The organism is Paenibacillus qinlingensis, assembly GCF_031455095.1.
GTDB lineage: Bacteria > Bacillota > Bacilli > Paenibacillales > NBRC-103111 > Paenibacillus_E > Paenibacillus_E qinlingensis_A.
In genome coordinates this window covers 1-18,206 of record NZ_JAVDSB010000031.1, presented here as the reverse complement: position 1 = coordinate 18,206, position 18,206 = coordinate 1, and the positions used below count along the sequence as shown (strand labels likewise).

The window sequence follows — 18,206 nt, the reverse complement described above, 5'->3', positions numbered from 1 at the left end:
AATTGCTGCGAAAATACATCTTTTTTTACCGAAATTCCATAAAAAGCATAAATGCGGAGGGAAAGGATGCATATTCGCACCTTTTTAGTAGAACGCGACTTCTCTGGTGGAAAAGGATGCATTTTCGCATCTTTTTTAGATTCTGACTTTCCTAGGACGAAGCAGCCGTGCTTCTTAATATGCTGGCAAGCTGTTAAGGTTGCTTCGCTGGAAGCTATTCAAATTTCCGCTAAAAATTAGTTGCAGATGCAACGTATTCGGCGTAAACTAAATTAGTGGCAAGTGCAACGATTCGGCAGGTTAGTTTGATTTCAGGAGGGGTTGCGATGATAGAAACGCGGAATTCGATACCGAGGTGGGTCTCGCTGATTTACCGGTACGGGCAGATGTACATCGGTGACCACTTAAAGGAGTTCGAGATCGGCAGAGGTCAGCATATTTTCCTCAATGCGCTTTATAAAGAGGATGGCTTGACGCAAGAGGAGCTGTCCGACTATTTGAAAATCGATAAAGGAACGACTGCGAAAGCGCTTAAAAAGCTAGAAGAGCAGGGTTACATAACGCGCAAGGTGAGTGAAAAGGATAAGCGGTGCAATGAAGTTTTTTTGACGGAAAAAGCCCGTAGCATTAAAGAGGATGTGCGCAAGGTATTAACCGATTGGCGGGAACGATTGACGTTCGGCATGTCGGATGAAGAGAAGCAGATGGCCCTTATCGTTTTAGAAAAAATGGGTCATAATGCGGCACACTTTGCTGAGGAAGAGGGAGACCTATGAATGTGAGGGCTGCGGGATCTGTATTCATTGATCGTCATTTTCATGCACTGACACACAAAAATTATCGGTATATGTGGTTAGGGCAGTGTGTCTCGCTCATCGGTACTTGGATGCAAAATATCGGTCAGTCCTGGCTAGTGTTAACGCTAACGGGATCGTCTCTCAAACTTGGGATTGTAGCAGCATGCCAATTTTTACCGATTCTATTATTCTCGTTGTTTGCCGGTATTATTGTTGATAAATTCCCTAAGAAGAAGATTCTTATCTTGACACAAACGGTTTCAATGACGCTCGCTTTCGCGTTGGCTGCTTTGGTGCTTACAGATACGGTGAAATATGAATATATTCTTGTTCTAGCACTGCTTCTAGGCTTAAATAATACGTTGGATATGCCCACGAGACAGTCGTTTAATGTGGAAATCGTAGGGAAAGAAGATCTGATGAATGCGATTGCGCTCAACTCGACGACGTTTAACATGGCAAGAATTGTAGGACCTTCCATTGGCGCCGTGATGATGGCGTGGTTGGGGGCTGGCTGGTGCTTTTTGCTGAATGGGTTCAGCTTTCTGGCTGTGCTCTATGGATTAATTCATATTGAAGCAGCGCCTTATGTTCGTAAGATTAGAGCAAAGGAAGGCATTTTGAAGGAAATTAAGGATGGTATCGTATATATTGCCAAAGATCCTATTTTGTCGCCCACTGTCCTGCTTGTGACTGTTATTGGGACGCTTGCTTTTAATTTTAATATCCTCATTCCGGTGTTTACGAAAAATGTGCTGCACATGGGAGAGACGACTTATGGAACGCTGATGTCCTGTTTGGGGGTGGGATCGCTTGCGGGAGCACTCACGATGTCATTTCGCAGTAAGCGGGGGCCGAAGCTGAAGGTGAGCATGTTTGCGAGCTGTATGGTCGCTATTTGCTTAATTTTGAATGGGCTGAGCGGCTCGGTCTGGGTGTGTGGAGCACTACTTGCATGCACAGGATTCTTTAACATTTTATTCGCGACGAATAGTAACTCAGCACTGCAAATGTATGCGAAGGATGAGTATCGCGCACGTGTTATGAGTGTGTATGCGCTTGTATTTGCTGGATCTACGCCGATTGGCAGCTTGTTTTCTGGATTCATTGCAGATCGTTTTGGGGCAAATGGGGCATTCGTGGCCTGTGGGGTCCTGACGGGTCTTCTCTGTTTGTTCATTACGTGGAAATACAAGTCATCGCTCACTACGAAATCTCTTAACGAGCAGGAACTAGCTTGAAATACGAGTGTAATCAATATTTTATATTATAAAGATTCTATCATTTGGGTTGTCAATTTAATAGGGATTCGCTACAATATGAGCATAAGTTCATGTGTGAGGAGGGATCTTGTGCTGGGGATATTGAAGAAATGGATGCAGAAACCTATGCAGGAACCGAAGCACACTGTGGATTACAAAACGATGGAAATCGACGTTGTCATTAAATGTTTTGTTTCGGATAAGGAGAAACCGTTTCGCGTTATTTTTAAAGTGGAGAAACAGGGATCATTCTTTTCGAAAGATATTTTTGTGAAAAATGTGGATTCTAGAACATCTCATGAGCTCGTTCATAACTTTTCCACACTTGGCATGAACAATGAAGAGTTGCACAAGTATGAAAGCACGGATTATGCTGAATACAGCTTCGCTACGTTGGAAGAAGCCAAGAAAGTAAAAGATACAACCGTCGATTACATACGCTTTCTGATCCGCGAGCATCAGCAAGAGACACTTGCCAAAATTTCTTAAAAAGATACATGTAAAAAAAAGGGGCTAGCGAACTTCATCGCTTAGCTCCTTTTTATTGTGCTTCCATATGAATGAACCTAGGCTTCGGCTTTTTGTTGAAGGACAAGTTCTTTCAGACGATATTGGCGAAGCTTAGTAACCGACGTGTATTTGGATTCAGATCCTCGAACTTCAAAAAATACTTTACCGTCTTGAATATGTTGGATTTTACGTGTATTCACATAACAATCGGTATTTACTTTGAAAAAGCTGCTGTCTGAGGTCATCTCTTGGATTTGCTCTGTATTCAAACGCTTCTTGATATGGTAGTTCTTCCCATGAAAGGAGACTAGGCCATGTTCACCAACGCGGAAATACATGATATCCTTTTCTAATATAAAATCCTCATACGTATTCTTTACTTCGAGCGCCACATTCATTTTATCTGCCCCCTTTTTAAAATGATAACGCTTACATTGCTTAAGACGGTTTTATCTTACCATAATTTGTGAGGTATGGGAAGGCTTTTTGTATTGAAAAAAACCAACATATTTCGTCCTCTTAAGGTCGAATATGCTGGTTTTATGATGCTTTTTGACGGTTGAACGAATATTTCCCCGGAAATAATTTACAGCGGAATGTTACGAGCTACCCATACGCCAGCTGCACCTGCTTGTGCTAATCCCCTCGTGATGCCTGCGCCATCGCCGCCACAGTAGAGGCCTTTAATTTCCGTCTCGAAGCTCTCACTCAGCTTAGGACGTGCGGAGTAAAATTTCGCTTCAACTCCATAGAATAACGTGTGCTCGGATGCGATACCTGGGGTTACCTTTTCAAGAGCGTGAATCATTTCAATTAAGCTTTTCATCGTGTTGTAGGGAAGTACGAGGCCCAGATCCCCAGGAACTGCTTCAGATAACGTAGGTTCTAAGAAGCCTTCGCGTATGCGTTCAGCTGTAGAGCGGCGTCCTCGCATAATATCTCCGAACTTCTGAACGATAACTCCGCCGCTGGATAGGTCATTCGCATGCTTACAAATTTCTCTCGCGTACTCGTTGGGCTTGTCGAATGGCTCTGTAAATTTGTGAGATACGAGCAGGGCAAAGTTCGTGTTTTGTGATCCAAGTGCTGGATCCTTGTAAGAATGTCCATTAGCTGCCATAATGCCGCTGTGATTCTCAACAACAACGTGTCCGGATGGGTTGCTGCAGAACGTTCTCACACGTGTTCCAACTGACGTATTATACACAAATTTGCCTTCATACAAATGTTGATTGATTTCACGCATGACGACATCCGATGTTTCAACACGAACACCGACATCGACTTGATTGTTGGACATCTTAAGTCGGCGTTTCTTGAGAACTTGGGTTAACCAGGCAGAACCGTCTCGGCCAGGAGCCAGCATCACATAATTGCTGTGGAGCTCGGTGCCATCCTTCAACCGAATACCTTGAACGACATTCTTATCTTCTTGCTTCGTTGTGAGAATATCATCGACTTCCGTTTTGAACTGCATGTCGATGCGTGTTTTCAAATATTCATAGATGGACTTGAGGATCATGAGGTTTTGCTCGGTGCCCAAATGGCGGACTTGAGCCCGCAGCAGCTTTAGACCAGCCGCATAGGAGCGTTGTTCAATGTCTTTCACAGCTTCAGTAGTAGGATCCGTCATATTCTCCGTTGCGCCATGTTGAAGATTAATATGATCGACATAGCGGATCAGTTCCATGACTTTACTCGGAGCCAAATAATCGGTCATCCAGCCACCGAATTCGGTTGTAATGTTAAATTTCCCATCGCTATAAGCGCCTGCTCCGCCAAAACCAGAGGTAATGGAACAGGCAGGAAGACAACCGGAGAAGTCCTTTTTACCAGCTGGAGGAGGGCAAAGTTTGATTTTATTTTCAAGAATCGGACAACTGCGTTTATAAATATCGTGGCCTTTGTCAACGAGTAAAATGTTCGCATTAGGATGAAGTAAGGTCATTTCATAACAAGCAAAAATACCGGCAGGTCCTGCACCAACAACGATAAAATCATAAGCTTTCATATCAGTACTCTCCTTGGGAACAGTCATATTTGGACGCAAAAAAACCTAGCCACACGGGTATGCAAAAAAGAGCACCCGTCGTAGCTAGGAAGTTATGGCTTCCTCTAGAGACCCCCAAGCCAATTCTCGAGGATATACGAACGTTTCATAGTTATGTGGCTGATTGGTATCGCCTTGACTATCATAATACGAACGATATTCAGTGTCAATGGGATAATGTTCGTTATTTATAATGGGATTTGTTTCCAAAGTTTTCTTTGACTCGTGCGTGGATTCAAAATATAATTACGTAGTTATCTCTTTTAATTTCGTACTCTTTGCACATGAGGGAGGTACTTTGAATTGAAATTTGGGTGGATACTTCTCAAATACATTGTTCCTCCTGCCTCGTTGGCCTTATTGCTATTTGCTATAGGGCTTTGGAGTAATTACTCCGAACAGGCAAAGACAGCTGGTGAAAAGTTTATTGCGCCTCTATTGGATTTTAAAGTGCCGATTATCTTCTCCTTTTTGATTTTGTACTATCTTTGTGTCGCATTTTATGACTACAGCAAGGGGATCGTGAACAAGAAGGATGAGGAGTTAGCTCAGAAAGATGAAGAAATGAAAGAGGAATTGAGCATCGCCATTAAGCTTAACAAAAAATATTCTGCTTATAGACGAAGTGAACTATTATTACATACCATACAAACATTTGTTAACGATCAACCCTATATTCAAGCCATTCAGGTTTATAATTACGAAATTAAACATATGGGTAATAAAACAAGAGTGAAAATTAAGTATCAGAATGGATTCATCGAAGAAGGCATAGATTTAAATGCGATGGACCAAGCCTATTATTTGCTGGATAAAAGAATGTTTACACACTTCCAGAGCGCGTATGACCGATTGAATGAAGGGGACTTTAATCCCATTGTGGATTTTATTCAGGAGCATGGTGAGCAGTTGCGTTTAGTAACCAATCCTACAGACGATGATGTCCTTACTTTTGCCTTTGTAGAACTGGCCCTTGGTCTGATTGAAACACGATACGATTTAAGACTTCATGAAAATTACTTAACCGCGGAACAAACCGTTGCTTTGGAAGAGCATAAACGGACTGGGGTCTTAAGGACTATTCTATTAAAAGATGATTTTTTCATTTTCAAACATCTAGCAATTGGCTTTAAACAAGGTCGCGTGTATTCGGCTCGGCACCTCAATCTATGGGGGGATAATATGGTGTATCTGATTACCCTGCACCCAGACATCTTAGTTGACCGTGACTATTACCCGGTTATTCGAAGAATAGATGAAATGTTTATGGAAAGATTACGTGGATTGCTATATAATGGTGAGACCGACAGATTGTAAGGAGGTAGTGCTGATGACTAAGCTGAATAAGCAGAAGCAGCAATCCCAGTTCCAACAGCAGCAAAAAAGTATCATCGAGCGCCTCAGTAAATTGGGGATTAAAGCTGAAATCGGTCGTAAAGCGCCAAATGCTGAAACGGAGTACTTCTCTGTTGTTGGTAACAGACGAGACGAAGTTATCGTATAAGTTATAGATGTAGAAGGGGGGCCATGCGGTCCCTCTTTTCTATTTGAATAGAGCAAAGCTTAAATGTCAAAGATGAGAACACGATGAATGAAGGAGTGTTTTCAGACGAAAGAAGACATGCAACGAGATGAGATCATAAGGAAGTTAGAGGGTATTAACATTAAGATGAGTAAGGGGCATAGATTGAAAGACATACGTCCGCCTTATTTCTCCATCGTAATGGGGAAACAGTTAGAACAAAAATGAAGCGTGTACCGAAGATAAAAAACCTCCTCGAGAAGAGGAGGTTTTTAGTTAATTTGCCTAGAGAAAATCGTACAGGCACATCTAGGCTTACACCTACATAGACTAATACTACTCTAAATAGCGGAGGCTACCGAAGGCAATATGCTCCGCAATACGCGCAAGGGGGTAGCTGGAATGCCAGGATTATTTGGTACGATTGCCATGTTGATAAAACAGCTTACATTACTTGTGTCCTACGTCAAGAACAATGCGTTTCCGCAACCACTTACCGAGGCAGAAGAAGAATTACATCTGAGGCTTATGGCAGAAGGCAATGATCATTCTAGGAACAAACTGATTGAGCACAATTTGAGGTTAGTTGCCCATATAGTTAAAAAATTCGACAATACCGGGGAAGATTTGGAGGATTTGATCTCTATTGGGACGATCGGATTAATTAAAGCGATCGAATCGTTCTCTCCAAATAAGGGCACGAAGCTGGCGACTTTTGCGGCACGTTGTATTGAGAATGAAATTCTGATGCACCTGCGTTCGTTGAAAAAGACGAGGAAAGATGTGTCCTTGCATGACCCTATCGGAACGGATAAAGAGGGGAATGAAATTACGTTGATCGACATCCTCGGCAGCGAAGCGGACGATGTGGTGGATGCGGTGCAGTTGAAGATTGAGAAGTCGAAGATATATCGGAATTTGGAGATATTGGATGATCGGGAGAAGGAAGTTGTCGTAGGCCGGTTCGGACTCGAGCTTGGCGGTGAGGAGCGGACGCAGCGGGAGATTGCGAAGGAGCTGGGGATTTCGCGGTCGTATGTGTCGCGGATCGAAAAGCGGGCGCTCATGAAGTTGTATCATGAGTTTTATAAGGCGAAGCGGTAAGACATTAGGTTGGAGCATCGCATTCTTCATTTATTTGACTTCAGATAATGGAGGCGAAGAGGATGACAGCCCTAATTCAAATTGAGCATGTTAGCAAATTTTATTATATGGGTGGGGAGACAATCCGCGCCCTAGATGACATTACGCTGGACATCGCGCATGGCGAGTTTGTCGCTATTATGGGTCCGTCTGGATCCGGAAAGTCGACGTTGATGAACATCATCGGTTGTTTGGATGTGTCGGACGAAGGGAAGTATGTCCTAGATGGGAAGCAGATTCACTCCTTGAAGGATTCGCAATTGGCTGAGATTCGGAATCGGAAGATTGGTTTTGTATTCCAAAGCTTCAACTTGCTGCCGAGACTAAGTGCATATGAAAATGTGGAGCTGCCGTTAATCTATCGGGGATTGTCGAGAAAACAGCGTGAGCCGTTGGTTCTACAAGCGCTTGAAGCAGTGGAATTGCTCGATCGTAGAAAGCACTTTCCTTCGGAGCTATCCGGAGGGCAGCAGCAACGCGTTGCGATTGCACGTACCTTAGCAAGTGATCCGGCTATCATTCTGGCGGATGAACCGACTGGAGCTTTGGATTCAAAGACTGGCACTGAGATCATGGATATTTTCAAAAGGTTGAATGATCAGGGTAGGACGATAATTGTAATCACGCATGATCATGCGATAGCGCAGCAGGCGAAACGGATTGTGAGGTTTAGGGATGGGCGGTTGGTACATTAATAGGAATAATAGAGAGTAATTCATACTCTAATGATGAAAAGTAGTTCAAAAACTAATTAATGAGGCTGCCGCGAAAATGATCGGGCAGCCTCATAAACATTTGGACAGTTTGCTCAAACAAGGAATTATCGAACTATTTTATGGGGATTAATGGTGCGACCAATCTAAGTCGTTATACAAAAGTAGCTAATAGTTGGTTGAATCTATCACGCTCCTCCAAAAAAGGGCAATGGCCGCTGTATTGGAAGGGAACTAATTGTGAATTGTTAATGAGTTTATTTGTTTCCTGAGCTTGGGTAAACGGAACGATTTTATCATGAATTCCATGAATAATTAATGTGGGTACATGGATGTGCCCAAGATCGTTGTAAACATTCTCATCTCTTAGCGTGACCATAATGGCGGAAGTCGACCAATTCGCAGCCTGTAAACCCATTAGAAAGAACCATTCGGATTTCGGTTCAGAAAGGTACTGAAAGAAAAAATTCTCCGTTTGGCTTTGCAGCATTTTAGGACGGTCATTATTTGTTTCTTCGATAATTTTATCCGTAAATTCTTTTGGAACGCTTGTTGGAGAAGCCGCGTCAATCAGAACGAGTTTAGATACGCCGTATCCTTTGTAACGAGCCATATAACGAATCGAGATCGCGCCTCCGGTAGAGTGACCTGCCAGTGTTATGTTTTTTAGCTGTAAGGTTTCGATAACCACACGAATATCATCTGCTAATCTGTCGAAACCGTAACCGTCGAAGGGTTTATCCGAATTGCCGTATCCTCTCCAGTCCATTCCGATACAACGATATCCGAGCTTTGGAAGGAAATTGAACTGATATTCGAACTGGTTATGGTTTAGCGGCCATCCATGAATAAAAAGAATCGTTTTATTTCCCTTTGGATTGATATCCTCAATAAATACTTTCACGCCCGGTTCCACAGTAACGAAGTATCCCAAGTGTATCGCCTCAATTTTTTAGAAAATAACTTCCCAACTAAGATATTCGCCATGGGCAAGGTGAATGCCTAATTTCGGTGTCTAATTAGGTACATCAATTAGATATTTTCCGATTTTTTCGAATGGGATGGAGAAGAGACTCATTGGATTAAACGTGGATGTCTTAACTAAAAACACGAATGAATAAATGAGCACTACAATTGTCATTAATGTGATATAGATACGGGCCTCCTTCACTTCTTTATTTCGCACAAGATTGCGGACTTGATAGTACGTCACGACAACCACGATGATTAAGAACAACAACACGTTCATGATCTGCATTATTCAACATCACCTGTTTTCTCATTTCGGTATATCGGGATTTTTGTATAGCCAGTACCGATGACAGTTATTTTGGGATGAATGGTTACGTTAATTGTGGGAAACACGGTTGTCCATGAAGATGAAAGACGTTTCCACTCTTGAGGTTGGGTAACATGGATGTTTTGACCAAACCCGAAGATATCAGCCTTGTATTGCTGTTGGCTCTTTTTCACGGTTTTCTCAATGGTTTCTATGAGCTGCGAGGAGAGAAGCGTATTTAAAAGCTCTATATGATTAGGTTGGCTAAAATCAAGCTTGGTCCCATTCTCGATGAGTTCGCAATTACTTTCAATTGACACGTGCATAGTTATTGTATTTCCTTTAATTTCGGGTTTGAGCTTGTGTATGGAAGACAGGACTTCTACGCTAACATTTCCCTCTCCTTGAGGAACGTATACGGTGATAAATGAATTCGACATGTTTGTTGTGACCCAGTTCAAAGCACGCGTTTCTTCATCGTTAAAAAAACCAACTAACTTCAAATTTTTAAATATGCCAACCCCATATAACTTAATATGCGGTTCCGTCGAGGATGGGGGTGATGACCCAGTGGACGCTTGGTTATGAATAACCTCGAAAGCCCCCATAACGGGTTCAATTCCCTCCGTAGAAGCTGTTGCATTAAAGTTCATGACGGTTGTTGCCCTGCCGGATGGTTGATTGTGCATGTCTTGAAATTGATCTGCAGGAATCGATTCGAGTGCTACTGGATAATTGAGAAGTTTATTGGCCGTTTCTCCTTTGGTCACGAACACCGTGTTCCTCATCCTCATGTCCATTTCACGCTCAAAGCTATCAAATACTTGATCCAATCCGTGTCGCGCCATTTCCTCCCCAATGATAATAACTCTCCGATGTGAATAATAAAGCTTTAGATGGATTTTTTGCTGCAATTTCTGGCGAGTATCGGCAAGCGTTTTCCCTTTTGCAGAGATGACAAAAAAAGACTTTGGGTCACCGCTGCTTCCGCTCGATTGCAAAGGCGTTGGAATGGCAATCTGAATGCTTTGCGTCAATGAACCATCTTCATTGTAATCTAGCCCACTTGCAGTAACGATCGCAAGATCTTTCACTTCTTTTCGATCCCAGCATCCGGTAATCACAACCAAACTCGCGATAACCGATGCGACGAGGGTGTTTCTAAGTCTCATGGAGAACCCTCCGTTTGGAATGGAGTGTATCGATGCATAAGAGCAAAGTAGGAATGAGATTAGCCGCGATGAAACTCGCTATAGGGAAGGAATACGAGTAGAACTGCAAAGTTAAATCCATCCCTGGGGCTTTTTTCAGGATCCATATCGAACTGATAAATACCATTAGAACCACAGGCAGTGTAATTGTCCTCTGATTCTTAACTTTGCTAATCCGACTGACACAGAGACAAAAAACAAAGAGGAATGTGGCCAACTTTAGAAAACCTACTGAAATCCAAATTGGAAAAAAAAACAGGATCGAGTCGTTCTAACACATCTCCTAAACTGATGTAGCGAATTAATGCGCCATAGGGGAATGGAAATTTTGATACCAGCGGTCCTTCAATAAGGGTACATATCAGTACGGTTTTAAGCATGAAGATCGTGATGATCACGGTTGAATAGAGGGATGCCTTTCGAGCATGACTCGGCTTATTCATAAAAGGGATTAAGAACGCAATAAGAATCGTCTCGCCTAGCCATCCACTGGGGACAGAAGCTCCTCGTATGATCGAGAGAAGTCCACTTTCTGCGACAGGTTTAAGATACGTAACATTCCAATCCCGCATGGAAATGACAAATATTAAGAAAGCAATAAAGATGATGATTGGAAAAATAATTTCACCGCTTCGACCGATGACGCCTATCCCGCACCAAGCCGCAATACCACAGACGATAAACAGCATAAATAAGAGTACGACATGAGGAGTAAATTGATGTGATATCACTGCGACCAGATCGGTAATCACTTTAGAAATTACAGTCGTATACACAAAGAGGAAGCAGAAATAGTAGGCTTTAACGAGGAGACTTATCCACCTTCCTAAAATGCTTCTGCTGTACTCAATAATTGTCATATTGGGGTACCGAGAGGCTAGCGTAGTAGAAACCAATACGCACCAAATGCTTGTGATCGGAGCTAACAAAATGGATATCCATGCATCTTGCTTTGCATAGTGGGCAGGGAAGGCTGCAATGTTGAAAACCTCCGTACCTAGAACCGAAACACAAATAATAATAACAAATTGCCACTGGGTAAGTTTTTCCGTTTTAAACATATGTTCCTCCGCATCCTAATCCTCATGCCTACTCTAATCAGGTTGTTTTTCTGGCGGAATCCTAGATCTTTTATTTTCAGGAGTCGGCTTCGCTCGTAAGTTTATACTGAACCACGGTTTACGTACAAACACATCCTTGAGTCCATCCAAAGACAGAGGCGCAACTGGATAAAGATAGGGTACGCCAAAGGAACGCAATGCTGCCAAATGGATGAGAATTGCGATAATACCGATCATTAATCCGTAAAATCCCATAAAACCGGCCAGTAATAGCAATGGGAATCGTAGCAGACGGAAGGCTAGTCCGAAATTATAACGTGGAATAATGTACGATGCGATACCGGTCGTTGCCACTACGATGACAACTGGAGCCGATATAAAGCCAGCCTGAACAGCGGCTTGTCCGATGACGATACCACCGACGATGGTAACAGCAGAACCAACACCTTTGGGAAGCCGTAATCCGGCCTCGCGTAAAGCTTCGAATGTTATTTCCATTAGAATCGTTTCAATAATCGCAGGGAATGGAGACATTCGTTGCGATGAAGCAATGCTTAAAAGGAGACTTGTTGGTAGAATGGGATGGTCATAACTGACTAACGATACATACAAGGAAGGTAGAAATAATGAAACGGCCGTAAATAAGATGCGAAGCCAACGAAGCGGCGTTGCAGCTATCGAACGCTCATAATAATCTTCGCTTGCCTGCAATCCGGCCCAAAAGGTCATCGGTACCACCAAAGCGATAGGCGTGCCGTCGGTTAAAATGGCTATTTTACCTTCAAGAAGACTACCAATAATCACATCAGGCCTTTCGGTGTTCTGAATTTGCGGAAATGGCGAGTAAGGGCTATCAGTAATAAATTCTTCAATATATCCGGATTCCAGTACCCCGTCGATCTGAATGTTACGTATCGGGTTACGAACGTCATGGAGTAATTCTTCCTCTGCAATTCCTTTTAAGTACACGATTACGACATTCGTATGCGAGAGTGAGCCAATTGATAGGGATTCCATTTTTAAATCGGCGCTCCGAAGTCTTACTCGTAATAAACCTGTGTTTGTTTGCAGACTTTCCACGAAACCCTCGCAAGGTCCGCGAATAACTGGCTCAGATTGAGGTTCCTCGATCCCTCTTCTTTCGGATGCTTGCACGCATACGGCAATACCATATGCCATTTCGTCAAAAAGAAAAACGACATCGCCTTGCAAAACACTGTCTATGACATCGCTAAGGATTGATACCTTCTTCGTCCTGCTAATGGGGATAAAGTTGGTTTGTATGACTTGTTCCATGCCATCTGACTTTTGCTGGTCACGAGAAAAGCTCATAAACTGCTTGAGAATCAGGTCTTCCAAGTGACTCGTATCGGATAGTCCAGTGATGTAAAGCGCGAGCATTTCGATCTGCAAAGGCATTGCAGGGGATTGGATCACGACATCGGAACAGTCCTGAAAGATATTTTTTAGCATTTGCTCATTTCTCAAGATACTAGGGTCTAACGGTATTTTATAATCACTATTTACTGGCTCCGATGCAGTCCCGCTAGATCTATGCTTTTGAAATTTCATTTCAAGGCTCCCTTTAGCCACATGTTATAAATGAATGTAGTTTTGATAATGTGACTAATTTTTCCTAAATTATTCCTTTTTATGCAACTGGTAAAGAAGGGACACTGAACCGGTACCAAGACGGAACCGCTTACGGATACACTCCGGCATTTGAATTTCCTATACTGCATTGAATGGCATGAATAAATGAGTAGCAAAGTGTGGGGGTTCGCAGTAAGTAAACGGTAAAGCCGGCAATTCTTTGTGAGTGCGTTGAATCTTGCGTGCAAATGAAACTGAACTAATCCAATGGCGTTGCAATCAGGGTGAGCGCTTGTTTTACGTTGCTTCGTGTTCATATCCTCAAAAAATTCGATAACACAGGGGAAGATCTCGAGGATTTAATCTCCATTGGGACGATCGGATTGATCAAAGCAATTGAGTCTTTCTCCCCGAACAAAGGGACAAAGCTGGCGACTTTTGCGGCTCGTTGTATCGAGAACGAGATCTTGATGCACCTGCGCTCCTTGAAGAAAACGCGAAAAGATGTATCCTTGCATGATCCGATCGGGACGGATAAAGAGGGGAATGAAATTACGTTGATCGACATCCTAGGCAGCGAAGCGGACGATGTGGTGGATGCGGTGCAGTTGAAAATCGAGAAGAGCAAAATCTATCGGAATCTGGAGATATTGGACGACCGTGAGAAGGAAGTCGTAGTCGGAAGGTTCGGGTTGGAGCTGGGCGGCGAGGAGCGGACGCAGCGGGAGATTGCGAAGGAGCTGGGGATTTCGCGGTCGTATGTGTCGCGGATCGAAAAGCGGGCGCTCATGAAGTTGTATCATGAGTTTTATAAGGCGAAGCGGTAAAAGCATTAAGGCATAAGGATGGACTCGCATTCTTCATTGTTTAGGATCTTGTATCCGTGAAATGGAGGCGAATGGTATGAGCTTAATCCAGATTGAACATGTCTGTAAGCAATATGTGATGGGCGGAGAAACAATCCGAGCGCTGGACGATGTTTCCCTGGAGATTAAGCAAGGGGAATTTGTCGCGATTATCGGGCCGTCAGGCTCGGGCAAGTCCACACTGATGAATATCATTGGGTGCTTGGAAGTATCGGGCACTGGAACATACGTTCTTAATGGCAAGCAGATCAACCAGATGAGGGATTCGCAGCTGGCAGAGATACGTAATCGGGAGATAGGATTTGTGTTGCAGAGCTTTAATTTGCTGCCGAGATTGAGCGCCTATGAGAATGTAGAGTTGCCGCTGATCTATCGTGGGATGACACGGAAGGCCAGGGAGTCGCTCGTCATGAAGGCGTTGGAAGCCGTGGATTTGTTGGATCGCTGAAAGCATATGCCATCGGAACTGTCCGACGGACAGCAGCAACGCGTTGCGATTGCACGAACGTTAGCTGGCGATCCGCCGATTATTCTGGCGGATGAGCCGACGGGAGCACTGGATTCGAAGACAGGCGCGGAGATCATGGATATTTTCGCAAGGTTGAATGACCAAGGACGGACGATTATTGTGATTACTCATGACCATCAGGTTGCGCAGCAGGTGAAGCGGGTTGTTAGGTTTCGGAATGGCAAAATTAGCTGCAAATTAGCTCATTAAAACAAAAAAAAGATGCCAGTCACGCTTGTTCCGTTAAATTCATCCTGCTATACCAAGTTGTAACCTGCAGGGGCTCGGCTTTTGCCTCATCTACTGCTGTAACTGAAATTGCAAGTGCAGCAGCAAAAGTGCCTAAACCAAAAACCAACATTTTCCTCATAAATATCTCATCCTCTTACTTCTTTTACTTTGATTTATATTGAAGATATTGAAAGCGCTATCAGTGCGCGCATCACCAGTGCTTAAAACTTATGTTATTGTACGGATAGTTATTGATCGTCTCCTCGAACAGGCGATAGAGTTGTATTAGTAGAATAAAGTTCGTTAGATATGCCGTTAATAGCTAATAACTAACTGGCAGATTACATTAATGGATCATGAATTTTATTAATTGCATGAATAAACCCAATTCACTTAACGGAAATTACTTCAATGGGGTGATTTGTTGTGAATGTTAAAAGCTATTTCGGGTTACTGCTAGCGGTTTTCATTTTCTCTGTGTTTACACAGCCAGTTTACGCTAAACCACAGGGTGTACCATTAGAACAGCTTGTGCTTACTTTGTTAACTCCAAGTATACAGGAACAAATTAATCGATATTATAAAGATAAACTAACTGTGTCCCCTAAGTTTTCGCCTTTTCTAGGAGGGACTGAGTTAAACGTTCAATATTATCCTTCACATATTGATGTTAAAGTTACTGTGATTCCGTATGTGGGACCTCATTTAGATGTAGGAATGGACTCGATGAAGTTTCGTGTTGATAATACGGGAGTTGTAATGATTCAAGAATACAAACACATAAGGGACTACGAGTCGCTTCCAAACTGGCAGCACATTCTTCGTTGAGTTAACGAGGAACTATAGTAGTATAGTTCAAACAAGTAAAGGCAGCTGGCGAACGATCAGTTGCCTTTGTCTTTTGAAGTAACGGTCAGTGTTAGGCAGCTTTAGAGGTTACGTGACAAGTTTTTTTACCTCGGCATTATCTATTATTGGTTTTTTGTTAATGGTCTACTTTAGTATCATTTTGATTTGGGATGCATGGAAAGCGACAAGGAAATAAGAGAGCAATATATATATAAATCCTCTGAACTAACTGGGAAGTATGACAATCAATCGTAATTAAATAAAGTGGAGGACATCAGTTGTTTAGAGAGTGATTAATCTAACGAGAGAACGATAGTTCAAATATGGAAGCAGAATGCCGCGGGCCGGCAGCTGCTTCTTTTTTTGTTAAAGTAACGGGAGGATAGCTTAATCTATTCGCGAATAACTTAAGTCATTGCGAATATACGAAGTTCGCAGTAAAGACGTTTAGGCGAAATCATCCAAGAAGGTGATCTATTATGAATACTAGATATGAAGAAGCATTCCATATGTTTGTCGACGAAGCAAAACTAGATGGTAATGTGCAAGGTATTTTATTCTTCGGTTCAGCTCAACGGGGCCAAGAAAATGAAACTTCAGACTTAGATTTTTATGTTATTGTAGCTGAAGATATAGGGTGGAATTTTAAGAAATACTATAATAATGTATTAATTGAAGCATATTATTACCCGCTAAAACTTTGGAAAAAGTTGATATATGAAAGTGCTAATATTATGCATGCTTTCGCTTCGGGGGCGATAGTTTACTCAATTAGTTCTGAAATCTCAGAACTAATTGAACTAGCAATAAGTAGATATAACAAAGGTCCAGAACAGTTGACTCCTATACAGAAGAATAATTGGAGAATCGAGCTAACAGAATTACTTTTAGATATTGAAGGACGGATGGATTCTGAGACAAATAATATTATTTGGGGTGGCTGGTCAATTATAAAAGTGCTTGAAGGGTATTGTGCATTAAATAGAATCTGGCTCGTAAAACCGTCAAATCTTGAGAAATGGGTGTCAGAACAAGATAAGGATATGAAATTACTATTAGAACTATATAAATTTCAACCTGATCTTATAAATCTTAAGAGCATAATTGAATGTGTACTGATAAAGCATGGAGGGCGAATATTGGAATATGAGGGACCTAAAGAGATATTTATTTTGTAAGCAATTCAGGATGCCTTCGCTTAACACAATCTTCACACGGCTTGCCCGACGGCTCTTGGGTCTAAAGGAGATAATGGCAGGGGAGGAGACATAAAGCTGTTCAACAATATCAGAGTGAAATGGACTCGTCCTATGAATCGCTATGGCAATTGGCAGAGCACTTTATTAAGCAAGGTTTAGGTTATTGTATTATGAGGGATGATCATTTTGCGAGTGCTTGCAATTCGATGTTTGTAGGTGGAGGGTATGCGGATATCGATATTGTAACTGCAGATGATTATCAACAACAAGGACTAGCAACACTGGTAATCAACGATCTATTCAGTTAGCAACAAAGTTAGGATTTGTAAAAAATAAGGATTTCCCAATGTTATGGTGGCATCAGGATGAGAGTATAATAAATGATTAGTTGAATAGATTCAATTATTCGAACGTTTCAAGCTAATAACTCTTTTACTTACAGGACAATATTGCTCATTAGACACGTTTAATGAAGCTGCCGCGTGATAACTTCATACCACGCTTCGATATCCTGTCCCAGACGTTTCGTGATTTGTTCAATAATGAGACTAATTTCGTTAGCCTTTAACAAAGCAAATCCTCCTGTTCTCTGCTAATACATGTCATATTGTTTGCCCATTGCGAAATTTTATACATATATGGTTAAAATAAAGGAAAGAATATTTTGAAGTGAAAAGTTATCCTACGCTGTTCCGAATATGACAGAATCGATCTTTATTTGTCGACATTAGGAACAATCACGGTCCTCATTAAATTAAGATAGCAGAAGTATATGCTTTGACAAGTTCTACTGCTTATATTTATTACTGGATCTATCCAGTCTACGGTAATCCCAAGTTCTTGAATATGTACAATAAAGAGCACCTAGGAACCCAGATGATGAATGGAATAAAGAAAATAGAAGTAATATAGTTTATAATAAAACTGTATTGACAAATACTATATTAAATTATATATTATTAATGCGAAAACTTTTTTTCATAACCTTTTTTTCAGTGGGATCCGGGTGTAGCCGAATCCCACATTTTTTTTATATGTACTATGAAAGAACACAGAGGAACCCAGATGAATGAATGAAATAAAGAAAATAGAAGTAATATAGTTTATTGTAAAACTATATTGACAAATACTATATTAAATTATATATTATTAATGCGAAAACTTTTTTTCATAACCTTTTTTTCAGTGGGATCCGGGTGTAGCCGAATCCCACATTTTTTTTATAGTACTATGAAAGAGCACCGACGATCCCAGATGATGATTGGAATAAAGAAAATAGAAGTGATATAGTTTATACTAAAACTATATTGACAAATACTATATTAAATTATATATTATTAATGCGAAAACTTTTTTTCATAACCTTTTTTTCAGTGGGATCCGGGTGTAGCCGAATCCCACATTTTTTTTAT

General features: G+C 41.8%; 18 protein-coding genes, 2 pseudogenes and 1 riboswitch. Of the genes and pseudogenes, 12 read left to right on the top strand and 8 right to left on the bottom strand.

What is annotated here, in order from left to right:
• The first annotated feature begins 326 nt into the window (after positions 1–326).
• The 3 genes from J2736_RS33370 (at position 327) to J2736_RS33360 (ending at position 2,548) form a co-directional block, all read left to right on the top strand.
• Positions 327–776 carry a MarR family winged helix-turn-helix transcriptional regulator gene (locus tag J2736_RS33370; RefSeq protein ID WP_310502833.1) on the top strand — a complete coding sequence of 150 codons (450 nt, stop codon included), beginning with the start codon at positions 327–329 and terminating at the stop codon, positions 774–776.
• A complete protein-coding gene (locus tag J2736_RS33365; RefSeq protein WP_310502832.1) occupies positions 773–2,038 on the top strand; it encodes an MFS transporter in 1,266 nt (421 codons plus the stop codon). Before J2736_RS33370 ends, J2736_RS33365 begins: the two co-directional genes overlap by 4 nt.
• 111 nt (positions 2,039–2,149) lie before the next feature.
• Complete coding sequence (locus J2736_RS33360; protein ID WP_310502831.1) at positions 2,150–2,548, top strand: hypothetical protein; 399 nt, start codon at positions 2,150–2,152, stop codon at positions 2,546–2,548.
• A gap of 77 nt (positions 2,549–2,625) precedes the next feature.
• Here J2736_RS33360 and J2736_RS33355 read toward each other — a convergent pair whose 3' ends face one another.
• Entirely contained in the window at positions 2,626–2,967 is a 342-nt protein-coding gene (locus J2736_RS33355) for a LytTR family transcriptional regulator DNA-binding domain-containing protein (protein ID WP_310502830.1), read from the bottom strand.
• Positions 2,968–3,155: 188 nt separating this feature from the next.
• Positions 3,156–4,580, bottom strand: a complete 1,425-nt coding sequence (locus tag J2736_RS33350) for an NAD(P)/FAD-dependent oxidoreductase (protein ID WP_310502829.1) — start codon at positions 4,578–4,580, stop codon at positions 3,156–3,158.
• Positions 4,581–4,641: 61 nt separating this feature from the next.
• A riboswitch (purine riboswitch) is annotated at positions 4,642–4,740 on the bottom strand.
• Between the two features lie 182 nt (positions 4,741–4,922).
• Between J2736_RS33350 and J2736_RS33345 the strand changes: the two genes are divergently transcribed.
• The 4 genes from J2736_RS33345 to J2736_RS33330 all read left to right on the top strand — a co-directional run bounded on the left by J2736_RS33345 (position 4,923) and on the right by J2736_RS33330 (position 7,979).
• Positions 4,923–5,936, top strand: coding sequence for a hypothetical protein (locus tag J2736_RS33345; RefSeq protein WP_310502828.1), 1,014 nt, complete (start codon positions 4,923–4,925; stop codon positions 5,934–5,936).
• A gap of 13 nt (positions 5,937–5,949) precedes the next feature.
• Positions 5,950–6,123 carry a hypothetical protein gene (locus J2736_RS33340; protein ID WP_310502827.1) on the top strand — a complete coding sequence of 58 codons (174 nt, stop codon included), beginning with the start codon at positions 5,950–5,952 and terminating at the stop codon, positions 6,121–6,123.
• Between the two features lie 420 nt (positions 6,124–6,543).
• Entirely contained in the window at positions 6,544–7,245 is a 702-nt protein-coding gene (sigK, locus tag J2736_RS33335) for an RNA polymerase sporulation sigma factor SigK (RefSeq protein WP_310502826.1), read from the top strand.
• Between the two features lie 62 nt (positions 7,246–7,307).
• Positions 7,308–7,979: an ABC transporter ATP-binding protein gene (locus J2736_RS33330; protein WP_310502825.1), complete on the top strand. Its 672-nt coding sequence runs from the start codon at positions 7,308–7,310 to the stop codon at positions 7,977–7,979.
• Between the two features lie 172 nt (positions 7,980–8,151).
• Here J2736_RS33330 and J2736_RS33325 read toward each other — a convergent pair whose 3' ends face one another.
• The 5 genes from J2736_RS33325 to J2736_RS33305 form a co-directional block, all read right to left on the bottom strand.
• Complete coding sequence (locus tag J2736_RS33325; RefSeq protein ID WP_310502824.1) at positions 8,152–8,931, bottom strand: alpha/beta fold hydrolase; 780 nt, start codon at positions 8,929–8,931, stop codon at positions 8,152–8,154.
• Between the two features lie 81 nt (positions 8,932–9,012).
• Positions 9,013–9,255, bottom strand: a complete 243-nt coding sequence (locus tag J2736_RS33320; RefSeq protein WP_310502823.1) for a hypothetical protein — start codon at positions 9,253–9,255, stop codon at positions 9,013–9,015.
• A complete protein-coding gene (locus tag J2736_RS33315) occupies positions 9,255–10,448 on the bottom strand; it encodes a Ger(x)C family spore germination protein (protein WP_310502822.1) in 1,194 nt (397 codons plus the stop codon). Before J2736_RS33315 ends, J2736_RS33320 begins: the two co-directional genes overlap by 1 nt.
• A gap of 209 nt (positions 10,449–10,657) precedes the next feature.
• The gene (locus tag J2736_RS33310) at positions 10,658–11,548 is read right to left on the bottom strand and encodes a GerAB/ArcD/ProY family transporter (protein WP_310502821.1); all 891 of its coding nucleotides are present in this window, start codon (positions 11,546–11,548) and stop codon (positions 10,658–10,660) included.
• 33 nt (positions 11,549–11,581) lie between these two features.
• Entirely contained in the window at positions 11,582–13,120 is a 1,539-nt protein-coding gene (locus J2736_RS33305) for a spore germination protein (protein WP_310502820.1), read from the bottom strand.
• Between the two features lie 326 nt (positions 13,121–13,446).
• Between J2736_RS33305 and sigK (J2736_RS33300) the strand changes: the two are divergent.
• A pseudogene (gene sigK, locus J2736_RS33300) lies at positions 13,447–13,968 on the top strand (RNA polymerase sporulation sigma factor SigK); the annotation flags it as partial.
• Between the two features lie 76 nt (positions 13,969–14,044).
• Positions 14,045–14,725 (top strand): annotated as a pseudogene (locus J2736_RS33295) (ABC transporter ATP-binding protein).
• Positions 14,726–14,744: 19 nt separating this feature from the next.
• Here J2736_RS33295 and J2736_RS33290 read toward each other — a convergent pair.
• Complete coding sequence (locus tag J2736_RS33290) at positions 14,745–14,885, bottom strand: hypothetical protein (protein ID WP_310502819.1); 141 nt, start codon at positions 14,883–14,885, stop codon at positions 14,745–14,747.
• 287 nt (positions 14,886–15,172) lie between these two features.
• Here J2736_RS33290 and J2736_RS33285 point away from each other — a divergent pair, with 287 nt between their 5' ends.
• The 3 genes from J2736_RS33285 (at position 15,173) to J2736_RS33275 (ending at position 17,102) form a co-directional block, all read left to right on the top strand.
• On the top strand, positions 15,173–15,574 hold the full coding sequence (locus tag J2736_RS33285) for a DUF3888 domain-containing protein (protein WP_310502818.1): 402 nt from the start codon (positions 15,173–15,175) through the stop codon (positions 15,572–15,574).
• Between the two features lie 500 nt (positions 15,575–16,074).
• Entirely contained in the window at positions 16,075–16,773 is a 699-nt protein-coding gene (locus tag J2736_RS33280) for a hypothetical protein (protein ID WP_310502817.1), read from the top strand.
• A gap of 119 nt (positions 16,774–16,892) precedes the next feature.
• Positions 16,893–17,102, top strand: a complete 210-nt coding sequence (locus J2736_RS33275) for a GNAT family N-acetyltransferase (RefSeq protein WP_310502816.1) — start codon at positions 16,893–16,895, stop codon at positions 17,100–17,102.
• Positions 17,103–18,206 lie beyond the last annotated feature (1,104 nt).